Below are 21,095 nucleotides of genomic sequence, written 5' to 3' on the forward strand. Positions count from 1 at the left end.
TTTCTTCAAATTGTTTCCGACTGATGTCACTTGGATAGCTTTTCCTCACCTGTCTTCCCCCCTCATCCCCTCTATTTTATCACTGGACCGGATGGTTGGCTAGATACTAAACAGGTTCTAAACCAGAACAGGAACAGCGTGGCCAGTCCGGCTAAAGACGCGCCCAGCAGAATCAGCGGCAGGGTAATATTGCGGTCGTCGCCAGTCTTGGGAACATCTGGAGTTTTAGGCTTCTCCGGGGTCAGGGTGACGGTCTGGCCTTCGTCGTTGATGTCCACATGGGCGGCAAACACTTTGCCGTCACGGTACAGGGTCTCGAACACCACAATGTCGGTCTTGGCGGTGATTTTGCTGCCATCGAACTTGAAGGTTACGGTGACCTCGCCCTCGGATTTCTCGGGAGTAAAGGTGGCCTCAGCGGTTATTTCCTTGCCATCCACCAGGAACTTTTTGCCCGTAGACTTGTCCATGAGCACGCCTTTCACGGTGTACTCCTTGCCGGGAGTCAGGCCGGTGTAGGTGACCTTGTCCTCCAGCACCAGTTCTTTGGCAACCGTAGTTTCTTTCTTGCCGTCAATGGTTGCGGTGGTCTTCAGCTTGGGCTGACGGATGACTACCGTCTGGTCATCATCGTCAATGTCAGCGTGAACAGCAACCTCGATGTCCTCATGATATAGGGTCTCGAAGGCCACGACTGACTTGCCCGCGAGGCCGCTGGCGTTGAAGGTAAAGGAGAGGTCAACCGTGCCGTCGGTCTTATCAGGTGTGAACTCGGTCTCAGCGGTGATTTCTTTGCCGTCAATCAGGAGCTTTTTACCTGTAGATTTATCCATCAGCACACCCTTGACGGTGTAGGCCTTGCCCGGTGTCAGGTTGGAGTAGGTCACAGTGTCGGTCAGGGTGATTTTCTCCAGCGGGTCAGCCTCTTTTTCTCCGTCTACGGTGGCTTTGGTCTTGATATGGGGCTTGTCCGGCTCCTCGAACTCTATGGTCTGGTCTTTGTCGTTGATGTCTGTGTGGGCGGCGACTTCCTTGCCATCATGGTACAAGGTTTCAAAGACTACCACAGATTTTCCGGCCAGAGCAGAGGCATCGAAGGTGAATGTAATTTCTTCCGTACCACTGGCCTCTTCCGGAGTGAACTCTTTTTCTGCTGTAACTTCTTTGCTATCCACCAGCAGTTTTTCACCAGTGGCCTTGTCCATGAGGATACCAGAGAGCTTATAGGTCTTACCGGGGGTCAGGCCGGTGTGCATAGCCCTTATTGCCCTCACACCGTAACTCTTGGAGAGATAATAATCATATGGCAGCGCGCAAAGCCCATCCTGGGTTTCCACCATCCAGTCCTCGGTGGTCTTGCCGAACCAAGTACCTGCCTCGTCAGTCCACTCGCTTTCAGGCTTATCATCATTGCCGTTGGTGTTCAGAGTGTGGGCGTTCCATTTGGTTTCTGTGCGCACTTTTTGCGATAGGTAATCCTTTGAAGTAATCTCCAGATTTTCCCCCGCTTAGCACCGTGCGCGACAGTTTCCCGTCACACGGCGCCCCATCAAACATTACCTATATTCGATTTTACAGTTGCCAACCAATGAGCGAAATTTGTTCAGCTTGGCAAAGTTCAGTTTCACGTCTTTCAGCTTGTCCAGGTATTTCTGTATGGTGTTGGATTCAGTAGCGTGAATGAGCTTATGTACATCCCCTGTTACCAACGCGAGGTTAGAATAATTATCCAACCTTTTACTGGCTTTAGGAATTTGGTGGTGTACCTCCATATCTCCCAACCTTAGCGGCTCCTTTGAAATTGCACACTTCCCACGCTGGGAAACGTACAACGAGATACGGTTATCGTTCAATTCCGCACTCTGCCCTTGGATGGGATTCTCCATTATCTGCTGCAAGATGTATGGACTCACTGCCTTTTGCAGCTCATGAATTTTAGCCCTTCCGATTTCTGCATAATTGCTTATTTCTTGAGAAAAGCACATAGGCGGCTGCGTCGTTATCCTTGCAACAGGGAACAGCGCGATACCAGCCACATTTCCATGGTAGGAATACCCAATGGGCGCATACGTCCATCAGGCTTGGGAATCTCTACCCGGCGTACTGACTGGGGGTGGAAGTTTTGCAGTCTTTGGCGGACATAGGCAATCAATTCTTTGGGCTGTTTTTCTCCTACCTCTATAATGGTAGTCGAATTTACCCCATTAGTCTTACTGCCCTTATTTTTCTTGATAGAGCGGTATGCCAGCATGATATTTTGTTCGCTGACAATCAGCTCCATCAAGTGTGTGAAAACGTCTTCGCACTGACTGCATTTGTACAAATCATCAAAAATCGCTTGGGTATCATAATACTCGTTGTTTCTTAATAACTGTCTTTTCTTTGGCTTATTGGCTGCCATAAGTCGGCACACTCCAATCTCTTGAAGTTTTTGCCTCTCTTAGTCATACTCGAACCTTATGCAGAATGATATTTCATCATCAGAACTGTAACATCGATTTACTGTAATATCTGACTAGTGGCTATCCCTCCATGGGTCTTTTATCCCCACTTCATCGGTACTATGCCACCACATTCACCAGCACAAGGGCAGGTTATATCAATGACTTTCCCTGCCGCCGTTTCATCGGGTTCAGGCCCTCCGCGTTGCTGGCTTACCACGTTCCAATCATCCTATCCGTAATAGTTTTACTATCCAGTACCCTTAGGTCTTCTCTATAAGCCTGTCTGCTTGCCACCGCCTGTAACGGTGCAGGGGCTTTCATAACGGGCGAGTTTTACTCATCCCCACAGACCTCACTCTCAGGTGAGATTGGCCTTTCGACCAATTCCGGATTTAGACCCGTACAATCGAGAATACGCCTCCACCATGCTGTAACATAATGGATTCTAACCATAGATACTGAGAGTTGACCTCCGGTCAACTCTTGGACTCCCGGCCTATCACGCACTCGACCACCTCTGGTTCGCTGTTCCTGTACCGCGTTGCCGCGGCCTTAGGGCGCGCTCTCAGCCGACTTCACCGAGCTCATAACACTTCTGCCCCTGAAAGCATCCATGCCATTCGGAGTATCAGAGCAGGCGTTTCCGGGCGTTACCCCTTCATTCCACCTGTCGGACGATTAGTTCTATGAGACCATCTTATGAAGCTCCTTTCAATCTTCTCTTTCTTGGCTCCACGCCTAACCTTTTCAGTTAGGAACGTGTCGCACCGCCATTTTCGTCCGTGACAAGGATATGGCTCTCACCAGTAGTCTGAGAGGTCAGCTTAAAGGCCACGTTCGCAAAGCGATGCATGGTGTCCTCGCACACCTTGACAAACTTCAGCTCGCCCCGGATCACCTGATTATAGGCCGCGTCCCCCTCCCGGAACTCGGTGATTTCACCATCCTTCCGGACTGTGAAATCCCGGACCTTCTTGTCGGTCCACAGATAGCCTTTGCCGGGCTTGCTCTCCGCAAGAGTATAGGTGCCGTAGGGCAGGGCGCGCACATCGGACTGCGCCACGCCATCCTTGACCTCGATGGTAAGGCACACCTCATCCGGCTGGTACAGAGCGCCGTTTACATACACGGCATTCCGGCTCTTGTTGGTAATCTCAAACAGTGTACCGTCCAGACTGGCCATGCCCAGGGGGGTCAGCAGCAGGGATTCCAAGTCGCGTTTCTCGATGAGAACGCCGCCGCGAACCACCTCGTTGTCCATGAAGAACGGATAGACCTTGAGGTTTTCCGTGACTTCCACCTGCTGGTCGGGGGCGGTGTTCAGCATGGATTCATTGGTGGCGCTTTCGTGGAGGATATAGGAGCCGTAGGGCAGAGCGTCCGGGGCGGTGCTGGCCTTACCCTCGCTGTCGGTGGTAAGAGTCAAAGCTACCTCGCCGGGAGCTATGCTCTTATCGTTGACAATGACCGGATTCCGGCTGTCGTTGATGATTTCAAAGGTAATGCCGGAAAAGTCCGCGTCACCCTGGGGCGTGCTGCCGGTGATGGTGTCCCGTTTCTCCACGGACAAACCGCCGCGCACCACATTGTTGTTGGCGGTTACAACATACGTCTTTTTGTACTCAGTAACCGTCACGGTCTGCTCCGTAAAGGTGTGGAGCATGGAGGCGTTGGTAGCAGTCTCCCGCAAGGTATAGGTGCCGTAGGGGAGGGTTTCATCCTCGGTGCTGGCATAGCCGCTCTCGTCCGTAATGAGGGTAGCGACTACTTGACCGGGGGCGTAGGTGGTGCCATCCACTTCTACCGGGTTCCGGCTGCTGTTGACGATCTCGAAGGTGATACCGGAAAAGTCCGCGTTGCCCTGGGGCCGTTCCCCGGTCTGGCTGTCACGCTTTTCCACGGCAATGCCGCCCCGCACCACATCATTCTCAGCCGTGAAGGTGTACATTTTCCCATTCTCGGAAACGGTGACAGGGATTTCTTCCGTGAAAGTCTTGAGCATGGAGGCGTTTGTCTTGCTCTCCCGGATGAGATAATCACCATAAGGCAGCACATTGGGGCCGGTGGTGGCTACGCCCTGGGCGTTGGTGGTGATGGTCATGGCAACCTCGCCGGGAGCGGCTTTCTTGCCGTTTACCTCCACGGGATTCCTGGACTTGTTGACGATCTCAAACTGGATACCGGAGAAGTCAGCATCACCCTGGGGCTTCTTGCCGGTCTTGCTGTCCCGCTTCTCAACAGAAACACCGCCCCGGATCACCTCGTTGCTGGCAGTGGCGGTGTTGTCATTGAACTCATCGTTGGAGCCGGTGGGAATCTCGCAGAGTTTAGTGGAAACGGTGCTCACCTGATAGCCGGGGCTGGCGGAGATTTCCCGGAGGGTCCAGTCTTCGCCGTAGGGATAGTAGTCGGTGGTAAACTGGCCGTTTTCGTCCGTTGTATACTCCTTGACCAGCGTACCGCCCTGGTATACCCCAAAGGTCGCGCCCTTAAGGGAGCCGTTGCCCTGGGGTGTGGAGCCGGTCTTGTTGTCGGCTTTGGTGACCGTGACCCGCCAGCGCTTCAGCTTATTCTCAAAATGGATGGAGGCGGTCTGGCCCTCGGTCAGGGTAAAGGTCTGAGAATCCGGCTTGACGTACTTATTGGGAACATTGATCTCTGTAGCAGTGTAGGTAATCTTACTGCCGTCAGCAGCGTAAATAGGTAGGCCTTCAATGTCGATATTTCCGCTCGCATCTGTAGTCTTGGTAGTGCTGCTACCATCACTGCCGGTAATCTGGAACTGGATGCCAGAAACTTTGCCGTCCTCGGAGGTCTTCTTTAACCCGGCGCTGCCCACCGCATCGGTCTTGACCTTAATATAGCATCGAACGGGATCGCCGCCGTCCGCGTTGTATGTGGCAAAATCCTGGAAATTCCTGTCGCTGGTGCGCCAGACCGCTACCGCGCCTTTGCCTCCTGCTGTAGACGCACTGCTCTCCACCGCCGAAGAAGTTTTGACGGTCAAAATCGGCTCCGTAGAGGATAGCGTCAGCTTATTTCCGTTCGCCACAGCCTGAACACCGGGAATTGCGTTCCTGAAATTGTAGTTGGCCAGAACGCCCTGAGAATCCGTAACAGTGGCGCTATACTTACTGCCGTCCCAGCGAAGGGTGATGGTCTCTGCCTTCGCTGCCTCCTTGCTGGCAAAGCTGGGAACCTTGAAGTAATCGTTGAGCCGTTTCTTGAGGTCCCGGTAATATTGCATGAATTTCGTGGGATTGTGAGCGCTGGCTGAAATCATCTGCATATCATCGTCCACGCCAGCCTTTATGCCGATCAGCCCATTTGCCTGGACAAAAGCATTCCCGGCAACAGTCTCCCAGATGAGCACCTGGGTCACGAGCCATTTATCGCTATCGTCACTCCGGGCGGCGTATGGGCCGGACGCGTTCCACTGGAATCCCAACGCGAGAATTGTTCCGATGGTCTCCTGGTTGCCGGTGGTGAGGTCCATCCAGGTATGGTAGCCTGTGGCGGAGCACTCTCCTCCGCCGCAAGAGTCGGTGCAGGAGTGAAACTCGGCTTCTCCGATGGTGCTGGAGAGGGGAGCGGTTCCGGTTCCGACTCCGGCGTGGGGGCGGGTACGGCTGAGCCAATACAACTCAGCTGATAGCAGGAGCTGCCGCCGATCTCCAGCCGGAGAACGCCGTCGTCCCCAACAGGGATCGTGCCGGGGTACATGCCGGAGTCCGTCTTGAGTCGGAACTCCACCCCAGCCCAAGAGGAGCGCACTCAAAAACACTCCACCAGTGCTTGTCGGAATTTACAACTGTTTTTTCAAAATTTTTTCATAGCCACGCTCAGCTTCGCCCATACAGCGGTTCAGCATCTCTATGAATCGCTCCCGGGTCAGCTCGGTGTCCAGCCATTGAGTGGCACGGTAGGCGTAGCAGTGGGTGTCGCTGTTGATAGTGTGGCAGCCCAGGATGCTGTGCAGGTTCATGTCGTTAGTATCGAGGAACTGGGCCACGGAGGCCGGTATCGGGATGGCCCGGGCTAGGCAGATTACCATGAGCGGATGGAGCGGGGAGAAAGAGATTTGCAGATACCACCCGCTCAGATTGACGGACAGGCTCATTCCGTCTTCATACTCTATGGGCAGCGCCTCTCGAAGCATTGCACGGGCATTGGACGCAAGCTCAGCACGGCGGGCCTGCTCTTTCACTGATATAGTCCCTATACGCGCCGCCCCCTATCTCGCCGCCGCGATGTGGGTAATGGCTCCCCAAATCCGATTGCTCTCGTGGTTGATACCAAGAATGCGCACGGTGACCCGCGCCCCTCGGGGCGGCCTGCCCCTCTTGGGATAGCTACACAGACAGTCGATGCCGCCGTCAAGAGCCACGAACACGCCGTTCACATCCACCATGCTGACCGTGCCCACATAGCAGCTGTCCACCGAGTACATCCTCAGCGCTTTCTCATAGGGATTCTCCCCTGCCTGCTTGACCGAAGCGGTCACTTTAACGCTATCCCGACCGCTGCGCTCCACCTCCAGCACCTTCACCAGCACCCGCTGGCCCGCCTGGAAGTACAACCCTGCGTCCATCCAGCGCTGGTAGCTCAGTTCACGGAGGGGAATATAGGTCTCCAGGCCGAACAGGTCAACGAAAACACCTGCTCAGATGACGGAGACGATGCCGGCCTCGGCGCATATGCCGGAGTAGATACGATGGTTGCCGTCCCGGTCCGTGCCGAAGTAATACTCTTTGCGCTTGGCCGTCATAGCGTCCAGCCGACTGCCAACGGCAAGATTGGACTGCTGGTCGAGCCCTTGACAACGTAATCCACTTCCGCACCCAGGCGTTTTGTGAGCATATAATGGTAGAGTTCGTCCGGGGAACGCCCACGGGTGTCCTCCGGCAATGTGACTGCCTCCTCAGCGGGAATGATGACCTTAAACGCGCCGTGGTAAATGACTGCCATGGAACCGGTCTTGGAGTTCACCGCGCGCTCCACGCCCTGCAGGGTACCGGTCAGGATGCGCCCCGTTTTCTGGGATTCCACCAAGTCCAGCAGGTCGTTGCGTGCTTTGTCCGCCTCGGTTTCCACGGTGCGGCCCGTGTCGATGCTCAGGACAGAAACCGGTCTGGCAGCAGAGCGCTGGCGCACTCTCCTCCGCCTGATCACGACGCCGTCGCCGGGTGCAGGTGCCTCTGTACCAGACTGGGTTGAAATTGAGGTCGTCTTCCGCTGTCGGCCCGCCTTCAGGGTGGTTTCAGAGTCGGTCTGGGGAGCAGCGCCTTCATCGTCCGGAGCGATTTCGCTTCCTTCTGCCAATTCTGAGCTGGTCTGGAGAAACGGGGGTTCACCATGCTCGATGGGGCCCTCTTCAGCGCTGAGCGGATTATGCACACCCATTTCAGGACCGGTCTGGGGTCATTTCCGTTTCGGTCTGGGGGATTTCGTTTTCGTAAATATCGGTTATAGTTATAATAATTCCTCCTTTTTTGCATGGAAAAAGCACCTCACAAAGAGGTGCGGATTGGTTTCTAATGCTATTCTATAATGTGTCATTTAGTGCAATCTTTTCGGATTTCCTCAAAGACCTTGCCAGCCGGTTTGGTTCTGCCCTCAAGAACATCCTGGTACCCCTTCTCCAATTCCGCGTCAAGCTCCTGTGGGGTCAGCCTACTCATGTCCACAATCTTTGCCTGTGGCAGCTTTATTTCAAAGGGAATACCTCGCTGCAAGATGATCTGCTTGTAAAACATATTGATGGCATTAGAAACAGGGATGCCAAGCGCGGTCAAAATGCTCTCGGCCTGTTCCTTTACCTCCGGCTCAATGCGGGCATAGAGATTTGCTGTTTTTGCCATGAAAAACGCTCCTTTCCTGTGGCACCGATTGGCTTTTCTTATATTATATCCTATTGTCCGCACAAAAGCAATATGTTTTTGTGAATTAGAAATCTGCCGGCGGCTTTGCAGAGCTGTACAGGCTGGACGTTGACTTTCGTGCCGACTTCGGCTCATCCCGTTCTGGTGGTGATTGAGCAGGCTTTGGAGTAAGTTGCCGCTCTGCCCAATAATTCAAAATAGAAGTCCTCTCCAGCTCGCCCGCCATAGAGTGCTTGGTGTAGTCCAGCTTCTTGAGTCTGAGAACATTGCAGCCCCGAATGATACACAGCAGCTCCTCGTTTGGCAGCCTCAGCACTTCATCCGGGGTCAACAGTTTCCTCCATCCTTGCCCTTCGGTCTGCCTATACTGTGGTATGAACTGGGTCACTGCCATAGTTTGCCGGGTGGTGGATGTGGAGTCCACCCGGATGCTCATGTCCCCGCTCCGGGAGGAGAAATACTGCGCGGTCATGTCGTCCGTACACCCCAGCATGAGCTGGATGTCAGCATTGCCGATTATCTCCGACCATAGATTGTTGGGGTACCGGTTCTGTAGCTGCCCCAGGCTCTGCACCGCCAGCATCACTCGGATGTCCCGGGAACGAATCACCGAGAGAGACCTGGCAAAATCCGAACCGTCCGCCGCGCCGCCGATTCTGCCGATATTGTTGAACTCGTCTAAGATTAGATTCACCGGCACGACACATTTCCCACCCGGCTGGCTGTCCGCGAATCGGGTCAACCTTATAAACAGGAATGAGAAAAACAGCGAGGACAGGAACGCCATAGTAGCGTCTTGGTCGCTCAATATAATGTAATATGCACACTTTCGCTGCCCAGGCGCGGTCAGGTTGATGTCCGAGCGAGTGATAATGTTCCGCACCGACTGGTTCTGCAGCACCTGCAGCCGGGTGCCCAGCCCAAGCACGATTCCAGAACGCACCGCGTCACTGGACTGAGAGAACAGGTTGAAAGGCGCCCGGGCCGGGTGGCTCAGAGGGAGCTTACTGAACATAGCGGTGAGCTGGCGCTCGCTGTTCTGGGTGAGGGTCTGGTAAACAGTGGCCAGGTTCTTGGATTCAGCACCAAGCGTACTATCCTGGTCTATATAAAGGATAAGCGCTTTCAGCAGATAAGCCTCTCCGTTGTCCCAGAAATGATCCGTTTCGCCGGAACTGGTATTTCCGATGATGACGTTCGTCAGCACCTGGGCCATGAGGGTATCGCCGCCTAAGTCAGCCATGCAGTTCCAAGAGTCGCCGTGGGCGGGGTCTACCAGATTGAACACCTTGACCTCATACCCATGCTTGCGGTACAATTCCGAGGTATCGTCATACAATTCTGACTTTGGATCAGTTATTACCACCGACTCCCCTCGCCTAATAGCCTGGAACAACGCGTTGCGTATGACTGCCCGGGACTTCATGGTGCCGGACGCGCCAAACACCGCGACGTGCCGATTGAGCCGGGTGTCCTCGGGCATACAGACCGCCCTGCCACGGTGCTCACCAAGAATCGTACCCTTGGCTTTGTTGATGGAATTGATTTCCAGAACCGACTGCATCTCCTTCTCACTCATCCAGCCTGCCGTGCCGTAGGCCCCGGTGGAGCTGGTCTTGAACCCGCGAGGGTCAAAGTCTTTTCCAGCAAACCGGCCTTGCAGCTTGAAAAAAATCGCAAGGCCACCTGTCAAAGCAAGAATCAGGCCCATGCCTTTCAGCCCGTTCAAACTAAAGGCTGCCGGAAAGCATACCACAGGATTCCAGTCCACCGGCTCCATCTGCACCTGCCCAGCGATACCGTCCCGCGCCAGCCAAACCTCATAGTTCGTAAAAAGTTGCCCAAGCACCTCTCCCAGATATAGCAGCGCCGTGACCGCCAGCACAATGCTGATAATCACGGCCACCCGGCGCTTATTCAAAAGTATCACTCTCCTTAATTTCTAACGCTTCCTCTATCGCCTCCAATTCTATCGTTTTTATGACTGCCCGACCCTCCAGATACTCTCGCAAGAACTCCACCTGATGTGGAAAACAAAGCACCTCGAAGGGGCCGGGGATGTGTTCGATTGCCTCCTTGAACCGAATGAGCCGGTTGAGGTCACTGTCCAGATGGGAGAAAATGTATCCACCGTCCACACAGGCATCGTACTCGAACCGGCCTATTCCATAAGAACGGGTCTCGGGAAGAAATAGTGCGTCAAGTATACGCTCTTTCCAGTTGGGTACGGTCAAAATACGCATTTGCCGCACTCCCATCTCATTCAGCGGAACAAAGTGGATATGCTGATATGCCGCGTCCGACCGCATGGTTTTATGCTGCCCCGCACTTTTCTCTGAGAATGATTGCAGGGCAATTCCCTCAGAGGCCCCGAAAAGGATCGCGGAGTCCACCGTCTGCACCCCGGCGTTCAGGCGGGCAAGCTCTGTGAGATAGTATACCGTCTTGACCTCGCCCATGCCGTTCCACTTCATGGCGGTGTCGCGGGTATTATAGACCCCATAGCACCCGCCGGGGTAGAACGTCGCGCCGATCATCCTGGTGAAAGTGGTCTTTGCCGTTTCCGGGCCGGAAATCCTCTTTATATCCTTAGAAAGATACAGAGAGGGAGTTTTGAGAACAACCGACTGGATAGCATCATTTTGCAGCCTGGGCAGCAGGTATGGTCTAAGCTCCATTCCCGCCCGCATACAGACTGCCGCTGCCTCCGCCACCCGGTGGTTCCTGTCCAGATGCTGACTGTCACCAGGGAAGTGGTGCTCCCAGAAAGATCCCATATAGTACCGGTAAGCGTCCTCATGCACCCACTCCAAGATAGGTAACGCCCGCTTGTAGAGCCGAACCGTTTTTGCCTTTCCGCTCCCGGTAACAGTGAACAGCCGGCAGGACAACTCGTCACCTGTTTGCGTATTCCGAAACACCTCGGGAGCGCTCAATTTTACGACCAGAGCCTTATAGACCCGCTCACTCCCAAGCAGCCCCAAAGACAGGAACGGGAACTCGCCCGCGAAAGACAGTAGAGCCACCAGCTTTGACATATGACTGCCGGGCCTGAACTGCACCATTGAATCACCTCTTGAATATTGGAAGAACCCGACGTTGGCCGAACTCTCTCGGTCGGGTATCTCCAAGTTTTTTCGCTTACAAAAAGCTGAAAACATCAGCATTTTCACGTTGTCGTTGAGTTGTGTAAATCTAACAACCCCGAAAATTGGCCTATTTTACATATCTTTTCGGGGCAAATCTCCGCAATTTTCGTAGAGTGGCAGGCCCTCCTCGGGCATTGATTTCTCGACAGCCAGCCATTTCTGGAATTCTGCCTTGGGAACAACATAGACCTCCGTGCGCTCCTTCTCAGCGGCAGCACTGCAATAAAAATGATTGCACACCCCGGGGCTGTCATCCGGCATGGTGTAGAGGGCCACAATATCGCTGACGATGTTGACCTCCAGGTTGTCGTGGTCCCGCCACTGGCGTTCTGGCTTGTCCCTGCTGTAGACGTGTCGCAAAATCAGGACACAATCAGGGTAATGCACCGGCGGCTTGTCCTGGAAGAAGCGCCGCATGGCAGGGTAAAGATACCCGCGAATATAGTCGGCGGAACGCTGATTTTTCCTCGGGAGCAGCAGTGGCAACCGTAAGGAAAACCACCCCTCCGCTGTATACCCAACCTCCACCGGGACAGCCTCCCTTATTGCTTTCTCAACGTGCGCCTTTGCAAGCGGGTTCCCGGTATACCCCGGCAATGCCCGGGTCAACAGCGTCAGCCGCTCCGAGTTGTACTCCAGCCGCAAGGCGTGCTCCAAAGCCGCATCGTACCGGCCATTTTCAGCCATCCAGCGGATATTATCCATCTGCTGGGCCATCTGTTTCAACTTGGACTCGGCCTGTCCAAGCACCTCAAGAAATATGCTCATTGTGTACCTCCGTGTAAAATTTTACCTCTGGTTCATCTCTCCCCTGGAACTCCACCGTTGCGAACAGGCACGGTGCTTTGGGAAGTTTCAACCCCTCTGCCATAGCAATGTGGGGCAGGACAATGATATACTTTAGGTCCTCCTGTGGCTGCAAAAGCCGTAATTGGCTCTGCTCGCCCTCATATAGCACCACGATTTCATACCCAATATCCTCCTTGAGGAAGAATAATTGTGACGGATATACCGCCGGATAGTGGTCCAGTGGCCCTACCTGGTCAAAAAATTTCAGCAGTATCCATACCGCCAGAATTGTCCGCTGGTCTGGCTTGCTCATAGGGTCAAGCCCAACATAGTACCCGCCTGAGATATCTTCTATCTGTCCCCGGCGGTGTAGGTTCTTCAAGATTTTCTCAGCCGTGCCCGGCGGTTTCTTTAACATCCGGGTCACTTGGGACCGGGGCAGGGCTCCATATTGGCTCAGCCATTGTACCACATACTGCTCGTCGGCAAGCAGCATGGGCATCACCTCCTTGTAATATGCGCATTTTCAGGCGAATACTCATTTGCCCTGAAATGCGTTTTTTGTAGTTTTCCTTACGATTTCACCCCCAAAATGGCCTGTTTTAGCATGAAAATGGGCCACATAGGGGGCTTTATACGTATTTCAAGCACCAATACGCATTTTACCAGAAATACGCTTTACGCATTACTCATTCCCGGAATTGTGCGCATTCCGCTGTTTCTCTCAATATCGCCTCCAGTTCCGCCCGGTCGGTGGTAATCATTTCCTGCTCCTCGCGTGAGGCTTTGATAACCACCGGCACCTTGTTATTATTTGAATAGACCAGCGCCTCCCCCCCCGCTCGAACCGGGTGATAGAACGGGTCACGTTCTTGGTAAGCTTCAGCACCTCCTGGACGTACCGGGCCTCGTCCGGCTCCAGATTCAAGATAATCTTGTTCTTGGAGTTGTTGATGATAGCCCGCCCGTACTTGCCGTCCTCCAGGCCAAAGAAGTCCGAGAGGTCTTGGGTAGCGGAAATTGCCGCACCGCCGAAGCCCCGGATGGTCTTGAAGATGGTCAGGCAGAAGTCGGCGGCCTGCTTGTTGGAGGACGCGCCCACCAGCTGCCATATCTCGTCTATCATAATGGTTTTTTTCTTGGTGCGGTTGGCCTTGACGTTGTCCCAGACGTAATCAAGCGCTATCATCATACCCACGGGGAGCAGCTTGCCCTTGAGCTCCGAGAGGTCGAGTACGATGTACTTGTTGCTCAAATCCACATTGGTCTGCTGGTTGAAGCTCTGTGCCGAGCCGGTCACGAACCGGCTGACAATGATAGCCACTCTTTTGGTCAGAGGATTTTCCAGCAGATTCTTGTGGAGGTCGCCCAGGATGGGCATTTTCTTCATTTTGGGCGGAGTAGCCTTGCTGTCAAGATAGAGGCTGTCGTTATCGTGAGTAATGCCGAAGTCGGCGTAGGTCTTGATAAGCGCTTCATCCAGCATCTGCTCCTCCTCATTGCTCATATCAGGAATGAGCAATGAAAAGAAAATCATAAGCTGCTGAATTTTCCGGGCCAGCATGGAGTCTTCCTCGCCGGAGTCGCCGTCTATCAGCTCCATCTCCGGCGAAATGGTGTGGCGTATCTCCATCACGTTGATACAGTGCGGCGAGCCAGGCGCGATCTTGATGTACTGCCCACCGATACGGTTGCAGGCCCGCCGGAACTCATGGCCCTTGATGGGGGCCAGGATATAGCACTGGATACCCCGCATCCTCATTCTGAGGGCCAACAGTTGGAGGGTAAAGGTCTTGCCCGCGCCGCTGGTGCCCAGGAGATTCAGGTTGGCGTTTTTGTTCTTGCGGGTATCGAACAGGTCAACGATGCACAGCGAGTTGTTATGCCGATTGACCCCCAGCAGCACGCCGGTATCGTCTGACATCTCGAAGCTGGTAAACATATAGGTGGATGCCGCCCCGCTTGTAAGGACGTTTCTCTGAGACTTTCGCTCCAGAGAGCTGTCCAGCTTGAGGAACGGCATGACCGAGCAGAGAGCCTGTTCTTGCTGAAAGCGGCAATCACTGACTTGCATATCCATTGACTTGAGCATATCAACCATCTGCTGCTTGCGCCAGACAAGTTCCTCATACGTTCGGGCCGAAATCGTGATGAACACGGACATATAGAACAAGTCCTCATTGTTGTTGGCGATACCCTGCTTGATGAAATACCCGGCTTGGATGGAGTTCGTCAGTTCCTCATAGTCGGTGCTGGTGTCCTGCATACTCCTGAGTTTAGTGCGGTTCAGGCGTATGCGCTAAGCCACCTTGTCGATGGTGCGGCTTCGATTTTCCCGGCGAAGATGTACGTCCACGTCAATGCCCTCACCGGCGTTTATCAGTGATGACATCCAGCCCGCCCGAACCGCGCCCGGATAACCGTTACCCCTTATATATAGAAAGGCGTAGTACAGACCGTCCATGACGGTATAGTTGAAATGGGTCAGGTCAATGCCCCGCGGGGCCAGGAAGTGGGTTATATTGATTTTTGGCACCGGGTCAATACCAATCACCTTGCCCCGCGCCGCCATAGTGTCCAGCACCACCCGGTTCACCCTTGCGCTGAAAGGCTCGTCCACACAGGATTGCCGGTTGAAGAACATATACAGAATTTCGGCAGTGGCCTCGTCCGGGTCAGCGGGCTGGATAATGGAGTTACCACACTGCAAAAAGTACGCTCGGGCGTTCTGCTCGGCTGTCTGCAGGGCACTGTATACCCGCCCAACATCCTCCGAATCACCTCGGCGCAACTCCTCATACTGGAATATCAGGAAGAACCGGCGGGTCAACGCCTCCCGGCTGCCAACATCTTTTATGAGGCGGATGTAGCCCTCACCCAGGGACTTGCACTGGTCGTTTTCCTCTGTTTCCAGCTCCCGACGCACCATAGCCACATGGCGGTCAGAATCTGCCTTGCGAGTAATGCTCTTGAATTGCAGCCGCATGGGGGATATCTTCAGCCAACTGGCGAAGGTAGAGATAATATTGAACTGCTCCTCGTCTGAGCGGAGCATAAAGTTGATGGGCTCAATCTCCAGTATCTTCAGATAGCGCCCGTCCACGGTTTCTATCACGCCGTGCTCGATTTTTCTTACCGGCAGGAACCCTTGCGCGGTTAGCTTTCTTTGCTTTTCTCGCTTTCTTTGGGTCATGATAACCCACCCTTTTCATGTGAATTTTTCTTCTGCTCCCGGCAAACTTTATGACGTGCCCCAGGTATTGAAACAGGGAATCGCCGTCAATGCCCATGACCGCAAGCACTCCCAGGGGGAGCAGGGTCACGGTCATGATGACGATTTTTATGGTGCCGGTGACCGGGAGCCACATCAGTTCCGGGTAGCCCGCCAGAATCAGCAGGAACCCAGCCTCGACCGTGTTTCTCAGTTCCAGCATACCGCCGAGAATCTTGCCGGAATCAGTGTAGTTCGCCGGGATAGCGAACACGTTATTGTAAGGTTTTTCGTCCATTTTCATCGTCCTAATCTGTAAATTTGTGCTGTGGTGGTGAAACGGCCCAGACGTAGGGCCTCGTTGTGGTCGAGAACGTAGATGTCAACTCTATGAATATCGTTCTCAATACCCGAACCGCCTCTATCTTCCACCGTGTACATCACGCCGTTTATCTTGATCTGCGTGCCAAATGGATAATGGCTCGACATTGCGACCATTCCCTGACTGACCCGCTTGCCGCTGGCGGTGATACCGGCGGCGTTCTCGCCACAACAAAGAGTGCAGGCACAGTAGTGGGTCACGTCCACCTCCAGGGTGGAGATGGGCGTTCCTGTTTCTGACCCTCCTCCGGGCGCTGGAGCGTCAAAATCAACACCATCTATCCGGCGAAGGTTTAATCCCGCCTCATAGCTAGGAGTATTCAGTATGACGCCCTCGCCGCCTGAGGAGTGTACCCACATCCTCTGCCCGCTCTCACCATAGCCCGCAAACATGAGCACATGCGACCAGTCGTAGCGGCCACCCAGAAAACCTAAGTCACCGGGCTGAAGGTCAGCGGCAGAAACCGCGTGGGAGCTCTCCCACTGCATTCCCAGCGTCCCCATGCCCAGCGCAGTCTTGTAGACCCAATCGGTGAACCCGGAGCAGTCCAGGCCGTAGGGCTGAATCATACCGCTTGTGTGGTCGCCCGCCGCCCAGACCAGCTTGGGGGTGTTCCAATCGTCGTTCCAGCCGGCTTCAGATTTGCCGCCCCAGAAGTAGGGAACTTTGCCCACCAGGGAGAGCGCGGTAGTCAAGATGTGCTTGCGCATATCTGAACAGTGCTGAGCATTGACAAAAGCGATAAGCTCCTCATCGGTCAGTGGAACCGACGAACCAGCCACCACTGAGCCGTACATGGTACGCTTCAGCGCGTTGGCCATGTTCTCAATGGCCTGCCGGTAGGTAATGCCGAACTCGCCGTAGGGTGCGTCCAAATCCAGCCCGAAAGCCGTGGCAATCACCGATGTGTCGAACTGGTGGATGGTGCATTTCACATATTTGACGGTGACGGTAGTGGGAGCAGGCGTGGCCCCAGGTGATGGGGAAGGCGCCGGAGTAGCCTGCACCTCTTGCTGAACCGTGCCCTCGCCGGGGATAGCGTACCACTGACCGCCCTTGACGTCCTCATACACCTTGTAGTCACCACGGGGCGCGGCGTAGCGGGTGGTGTCAAAGAACATCGTCCCCGAGCCATTCTCATGCCGTACCTCAAAATGTCCGTCCTGCCGGGTAGAGCCGTCCACATTGGCGACCTTCTGCTCGAAACCTGGCATGAACGCCTGGAACTGGGCCTGATTGTAGGCCAGAGCTGGCTCGCCGGTCTCGAACTCCGGGGCCTGAGCGTTCTGCTGCATAGCGTACCAATCCACGCCGTTTGCGGACTGCACGATGGAGTGGGGAGCGTCCGGCTCGTCGTAATAGGCCGAGTTATACCAAAGGCTGTTACCCTCCGGCGTGCTTGCCTCCATAACGCCCTCTCCCACCGTGCGGAGCATGGTGCCCTCATCCGCGCCGGGGAAGGCCGCCGCAACCTGGGCGTTCTCGCTGGCGCTGCCGGAGAATGTGGGCGCGTCAAAGAACGCTCCTGCCCCGGCACCAGCGGCCAGCTGATACCACTGACTGCTATCCGAAGCGGTCACCACCGAATGTGGCCCACTGGGAGCCTCGTACTGGGCCGTGCTGAACATCGCGACCTCGGCGGACTTTCCGTCCGCGCCGACTGCCGTGGTGCTGATCTGCCCGCCAGTGATTGACGTACCCTGCAACTGGTAACCGCTCATTTGCGGTATGTAGTTACCCAGAGAGCGGTCAGCAATTTCACCACCAATAGACCCGGAAACGCTGGGTTGACGGCTGGCCACCGAACTGATGGATTCGCCCGTAAGCGTAGCGCCGTTTCGGGCAGCCATGCCACCGAAAGCTCGGCCTACAAAGCCCATCCCGCCGCCTGCTTCCAGAGGAGTGCCGCCAGCGACCACCGCGTCGCGTACATAGCTATTACCCTTGAACTTGCTGGCAAAGCCGGTTGCGAAGCTGCTGCCAGGTGTGCCAACCGAACTCGCCGCAGACCAGCCGCCTGAACCGGGAGAGTGGAACGCCTTGCCAGCACTTTTTGCCCCACTGGCAGCGCCGCTCAAAACCTTTGCTGCCATGAGCATCTCCATGCCCATGCTGGAACCGGTCTGAGCCACGTTCAATCCCAAACTAGCGAGATAGCTGTCAAACCGCTGGGCGGTCTTGAGGAAGGCCAGCGCACAGAAAAGCCAGAGGAAAATGCTGCCATTGCCGTTACTCAGCGCACCGCCGTTACCGATGAACTGTCCAACTGAGGTGCTGAACCCTCGGAGGAACCAGACGTTCATGGTAAGCAGCAGGAGCTGGGAGCCCACCATCCTGCACCAGCTTTTGAAAACCGCCGAGGTGGCCTTGGACGCTCCCATGGAGAACGCCAGCGGCGAGGTGTAGCAGAGCACGCCTACCACAACATACCGCTCTACGGTCTCCAGCAGGAGCTTGAAGTAGTTCCAGCCCAGGGCAATCAGCAGGATGAGGATAAGCAGAGTTCCAATCACCGAAGTGATGGCCACAAAGTTGGCGATGCCGTTACTCAAGGTCTCCTCTACCCCGGCAAAAGTGAAATCTTCGCCGGCCATGCTGATTTCCAGTAGCGCCGTGTAGGGTGCTCGCGCGATGTCCAGCGTGATTAGGAAGATGGGCTTGGCGTAGGCGATAAGGACTGCAAACAAGCCGTTCCGGGCTATGAGGGTCAGAGGGTTTTCTGCTTCCGTGATTGGTCCGCCGAACACTCTAAAAAGCTGCCAGACCGTGATAAGGAACAGGATGGCCCAGGAGCAATACTGCATGACCGTGAACGCTTTTGTCACAAAGGGAAAGTATTCTTCCATAGCCGTCATGTCTGTGCCCAAAGCGTTCAAGAACAACCCGGACACCGTGTCCATGAGCTCCGAAGCTACCCCGGCGACCCACTTGACAATGCCCTCGAAGATCCAGTCGAGCATTTTCGGTCACTCCTCTCTTACGGGCCTGTGTAGTTGCCTCCGGCGATAAGCGGCTGCAAGTACGTCACGATGAATCCCAGCGAGTTTAGTATGATCCATGTAATGACGATTCTCTTGAGCCAGCTTGTGGCCTCGTCTACGGAGCGCTGATTGCGGGAGATCATCCGCACCAGCAGGGCGATAGCCGCCGCTGTGACTGCTACGATGGTGCTGATGGTGACGAGCTGACCGTACACGTCCTTCATGATGGTGGAGAAGCGGGTCCAGATGGTGTCTGCGAACACCGGCTGCAGGGAGAGCAGCAGGGCAGAGCCTGCTCCTACCAGCGACCAGTAGGCGGTTGCAAGCCTCTGGCCCTTTTTCTTTGGTTTTGTCATTTTGGCCTCCTTGAAAAATTTTTAAGGCAGCAAAAAAGGCCATTCCAAGCTGTTGCTTGAAATAGCCTTTACCGCTACCCCCAATTTGGTACGATACAATCTTAGCACATTTTCATTTGCGTGTCTACAGCATAAGTGGGCCAATTTTGCGCCATTTTTGTGCCATTTCCGATTTTGACCGGATTTAGCTCAAATCAGCTCCGAAAAATCACGCCTGCTGTACAAGATTCTCCGTACTAAAGAGCGGGAGAAACTCTAAGCTTATACTGTTTCCCGTCCATGAATACGCTCCCTCACACGGCTGAACAGTTCATTCTCGAAAGCCTTTTTGTTGTGATCGTAGACGGCGCTTTCCGCTAACACACTGCCCTTGCATATCAGGCAGAAATGTGGTAAATTACAATAAAGGGGTGAGCGCTTGCGGTTATACATCTGGAACTCAGCTTTTTCCTCCAAAATACCAGTTGAAGTGAGCTCCGCCGTGCCTGACGATTTGGCGCAAACCGGTGAAAAGAAACGATATCACGGTATTGCAAGGGCGCTTTTTGTCTACGCCGCTGCAGTTTCGCAAGAGGCTGGCTTTGGCGGAGTGGTTTTCTTCAAAGCCAAAACTACCCGATTGCGGGAATACTATATTCAGCAATTTGGGGCGATGCCGCTGGGCCATTACGACCCTTTCCGGCTTATTATTTGGGAGGACGCCGCCCAGCGGTTAATTGCGGAATTTTGCGAGGAGGCTGATACGCATGACTGAACAGGAAAAGAGAGAAATAGTGGAGTTGGAGGCCCATGCCAGCGAAAACGGCTGGGTAGCGCCCCTGACAGACAATGACCGGGATTATCTCGTATATTTCCGATCTGTCTGCAAGCGGTATAACATTGTTCCCTCCCGGGCGAATCGCTTAGAGTATGAGTTTGTCACCCGTGTTGCGGAAAGTGAGTTCTATTTGCAGCGTGTCCGTACATAAACAAATCCGGCAGCCACCTTGAACAAAGGTACTGCTGGATAATATATTTTTGTGGCGGCATGTTTCCGGAAGAGTTAGCCTACAGGCCAGCTCTTGTAGGCGCGAATATGCGCCATTTCTGGTTTTGGCCCTAAAGCCGCTCGTTTTTATCTCCAAATTCTTTCTGAATATAGGACTGGACTTCCGCTAAAAACTCCTCCGCGCCCGCGGCAAGTGCTTCCGTATCCGCCACAGAGCAGATATAAAAGTCCTCATAATCGCTGCGGTTGCAGATCAGCGAAGCATTGGTGATAAGACTGCTGAACTTTCGCGGCAAGAGCTCCGGCTTGAGGTATAGCAGTGTGAATTGCGAAATGACTGCGGAATGCTTTTTGTAGTCCTGCCCGTTTAGGGCCAGCACAGCCCGCATCGAATGGAAGATGCAGTAGTACCCCGATTGTTCGCCGAGGCATAATCCTCCGCCGCCATGTCGCGCTTAGCGGATTCCAGCATTTCTCCCGCCTTTTGCAGACGGTACCGTGCAAGCTCCAAAGCTGTTATTTCAGGCACTGACGCGCACCCCCTCCCGGTCTACATTTCGGAAAAATGGCAGCACCTCCGCATTGGAATAGAAGTATTCCCGGTTCTCAACGATAGGTGAAACCAGCACGCCATACTTCATCAGAAGCTCTGCCGCCAGTTCTCCAAGCCTCCAGTTCCGCTCCATAATTATCTCTCGGGAGGAGTCAACCAGGAAAAGCACGTCAATGTCCGAGCCCTTCTCCGCATCACCGCGGGCATATGAGCCAAACAGGATCGTTTCCATCTGTCCCTTTGCGAATATAACGGACACTCCGTCCATCAGTTCTTCCACGATTTGGTTTACTTCCTGCAAGCTGCACATACCGCCCACCTCCTTGGCTATCTGGCTATATTATAACCCAGACCAGCCAT

General features: G+C 54.3%; 22 protein-coding genes. 2 read left to right on the forward strand and 20 right to left on the reverse strand.

All coding sequences use genetic code 11. The features are described from left to right. Positions 1 to 71: 71 nt before the first annotated feature. The 17 genes from U8U68_RS12275 to U8U68_RS12350 form a co-directional block, all read right to left on the reverse strand. Positions 72 to 1,460 (reverse strand): VaFE repeat-containing surface-anchored protein, encoded by a 1,389-nt coding sequence (locus tag U8U68_RS12275; protein WP_322201200.1) that lies wholly within the window; start codon positions 1,458 to 1,460, stop codon positions 72 to 74. 96 nt (positions 1,461 to 1,556) lie between these two features. Continuing rightward, positions 1,557 to 1,898, reverse strand: a complete 342-nt coding sequence (locus tag U8U68_RS12280) for an HNH endonuclease signature motif containing protein (protein ID WP_322201202.1) — start codon at positions 1,896 to 1,898, stop codon at positions 1,557 to 1,559. Positions 1,899 to 1,999: 101 nt separating this feature from the next. Beyond that, positions 2,000 to 2,401: a hypothetical protein gene (locus tag U8U68_RS12285; protein ID WP_322201204.1), complete on the reverse strand. Its 402-nt coding sequence runs from the start codon at positions 2,399 to 2,401 to the stop codon at positions 2,000 to 2,002. Between the two features lie 794 nt (positions 2,402 to 3,195). Then, entirely contained in the window at positions 3,196 to 6,087 is a 2,892-nt protein-coding gene (locus U8U68_RS12290; RefSeq protein ID WP_322201206.1) for a SpaA isopeptide-forming pilin-related protein, read from the reverse strand. 162 nt (positions 6,088 to 6,249) lie between these two features. Then, the gene (locus U8U68_RS12295; protein WP_322201208.1) at positions 6,250 to 6,651 is read right to left on the reverse strand and encodes a hypothetical protein; all 402 of its coding nucleotides are present in this window, start codon (positions 6,649 to 6,651) and stop codon (positions 6,250 to 6,252) included. A 27-nt stretch (positions 6,652 to 6,678) separates the two neighbouring features. Further along, a complete protein-coding gene (locus tag U8U68_RS12300; RefSeq protein ID WP_322201357.1) occupies positions 6,679 to 7,089 on the reverse strand; it encodes a hypothetical protein in 411 nt (136 codons plus the stop codon). Positions 7,090 to 7,208: 119 nt separating this feature from the next. Continuing rightward, entirely contained in the window at positions 7,209 to 7,847 is a 639-nt protein-coding gene (locus U8U68_RS12305) for a hypothetical protein (protein ID WP_322201210.1), read from the reverse strand. 152 nt (positions 7,848 to 7,999) lie between these two features. Next, a complete protein-coding gene (locus tag U8U68_RS12310) occupies positions 8,000 to 8,305 on the reverse strand; it encodes a type II toxin-antitoxin system RelB/DinJ family antitoxin (RefSeq protein ID WP_322201212.1) in 306 nt (101 codons plus the stop codon). An 85-nt stretch (positions 8,306 to 8,390) separates the two neighbouring features. After that, positions 8,391 to 10,247: a VirD4-like conjugal transfer protein, CD1115 family gene (locus U8U68_RS12315; RefSeq protein ID WP_367575820.1), complete on the reverse strand. Its 1,857-nt coding sequence runs from the start codon at positions 10,245 to 10,247 to the stop codon at positions 8,391 to 8,393. After that, positions 10,240 to 11,391 carry a hypothetical protein gene (locus tag U8U68_RS12320; RefSeq protein ID WP_322201217.1) on the reverse strand — a complete coding sequence of 384 codons (1,152 nt, stop codon included), beginning with the start codon at positions 11,389 to 11,391 and terminating at the stop codon, positions 10,240 to 10,242. Before U8U68_RS12320 ends, U8U68_RS12315 begins: the two co-directional genes overlap by 8 nt. A gap of 156 nt (positions 11,392 to 11,547) precedes the next feature. Next, complete coding sequence (locus U8U68_RS12325) at positions 11,548 to 12,243, reverse strand: DUF6100 family protein (protein ID WP_322201219.1); 696 nt, start codon at positions 12,241 to 12,243, stop codon at positions 11,548 to 11,550. After that, positions 12,227 to 12,766, reverse strand: a complete 540-nt coding sequence (locus U8U68_RS12330; protein WP_322201222.1) for a DUF5697 family protein — start codon at positions 12,764 to 12,766, stop codon at positions 12,227 to 12,229. Before U8U68_RS12330 ends, U8U68_RS12325 begins: the two co-directional genes overlap by 17 nt. A 258-nt stretch (positions 12,767 to 13,024) precedes the next feature. Beyond that, positions 13,025 to 14,530: a VirB4 family type IV secretion system protein gene (locus tag U8U68_RS12335; protein ID WP_322201224.1), complete on the reverse strand. Its 1,506-nt coding sequence runs from the start codon at positions 14,528 to 14,530 to the stop codon at positions 13,025 to 13,027. Positions 14,531 to 14,563: 33 nt separating this feature from the next. Further along, positions 14,564 to 15,379 (reverse strand): TraC-like domain-containing protein, encoded by an 816-nt coding sequence (locus U8U68_RS12340; protein WP_496196381.1) that lies wholly within the window; start codon positions 15,377 to 15,379, stop codon positions 14,564 to 14,566. Next, on the reverse strand, positions 15,333 to 15,773 hold the full coding sequence (locus tag U8U68_RS22795; protein ID WP_496196380.1) for a hypothetical protein: 441 nt from the start codon (positions 15,771 to 15,773) through the stop codon (positions 15,333 to 15,335). Before U8U68_RS22795 ends, U8U68_RS12340 begins: the two co-directional genes overlap by 47 nt. Before the next feature lie 2 nt (positions 15,774 to 15,775). Next, the gene (locus tag U8U68_RS12345) at positions 15,776 to 18,817 is read right to left on the reverse strand and encodes an NlpC/P60 family protein (protein ID WP_322201227.1); all 3,042 of its coding nucleotides are present in this window, start codon (positions 18,815 to 18,817) and stop codon (positions 15,776 to 15,778) included. A gap of 17 nt (positions 18,818 to 18,834) precedes the next feature. Further along, positions 18,835 to 19,194 carry a hypothetical protein gene (locus U8U68_RS12350; protein ID WP_322201229.1) on the reverse strand — a complete coding sequence of 120 codons (360 nt, stop codon included), beginning with the start codon at positions 19,192 to 19,194 and terminating at the stop codon, positions 18,835 to 18,837. A 481-nt stretch (positions 19,195 to 19,675) separates the two neighbouring features. Between U8U68_RS12350 and U8U68_RS12355 the strand changes: the two genes are divergently transcribed. Beyond that, positions 19,676 to 19,948 (forward strand): hypothetical protein, encoded by a 273-nt coding sequence (locus U8U68_RS12355; protein WP_322201231.1) that lies wholly within the window; start codon positions 19,676 to 19,678, stop codon positions 19,946 to 19,948. Continuing rightward, on the forward strand, positions 19,941 to 20,162 hold the full coding sequence (locus U8U68_RS12360) for a hypothetical protein (protein ID WP_322201233.1): 222 nt from the start codon (positions 19,941 to 19,943) through the stop codon (positions 20,160 to 20,162). The genes U8U68_RS12355 and U8U68_RS12360 overlap by 8 nt, the downstream gene beginning before the upstream one ends. A gap of 130 nt (positions 20,163 to 20,292) precedes the next feature. Here the strand turns inward: U8U68_RS12360 and U8U68_RS12365 are convergent, their stop codons facing one another. The 3 genes from U8U68_RS12365 to U8U68_RS12375 are packed head-to-tail and all read right to left on the reverse strand — an operon-like array spanning position 20,293 to position 21,045. Then, a complete protein-coding gene (locus U8U68_RS12365; RefSeq protein ID WP_322201235.1) occupies positions 20,293 to 20,562 on the reverse strand; it encodes a hypothetical protein in 270 nt (89 codons plus the stop codon). Continuing rightward, positions 20,550 to 20,711 (reverse strand): hypothetical protein, encoded by a 162-nt coding sequence (locus U8U68_RS12370; protein ID WP_322201237.1) that lies wholly within the window; start codon positions 20,709 to 20,711, stop codon positions 20,550 to 20,552. Before U8U68_RS12370 ends, U8U68_RS12365 begins: the two co-directional genes overlap by 13 nt. Then, complete coding sequence (locus U8U68_RS12375; RefSeq protein ID WP_322201239.1) at positions 20,704 to 21,045, reverse strand: nucleotidyltransferase domain-containing protein; 342 nt, start codon at positions 21,043 to 21,045, stop codon at positions 20,704 to 20,706. Before U8U68_RS12375 ends, U8U68_RS12370 begins: the two co-directional genes overlap by 8 nt. Between the last annotated feature and the right edge of the window lie 50 nt (positions 21,046 to 21,095).

The organism is Acutalibacter intestini, from assembly GCF_034334985.1.
In the GTDB taxonomy this organism is placed as follows: Bacteria; Bacillota; Clostridia; order Oscillospirales; family Acutalibacteraceae; genus Acutalibacter; species Acutalibacter intestini.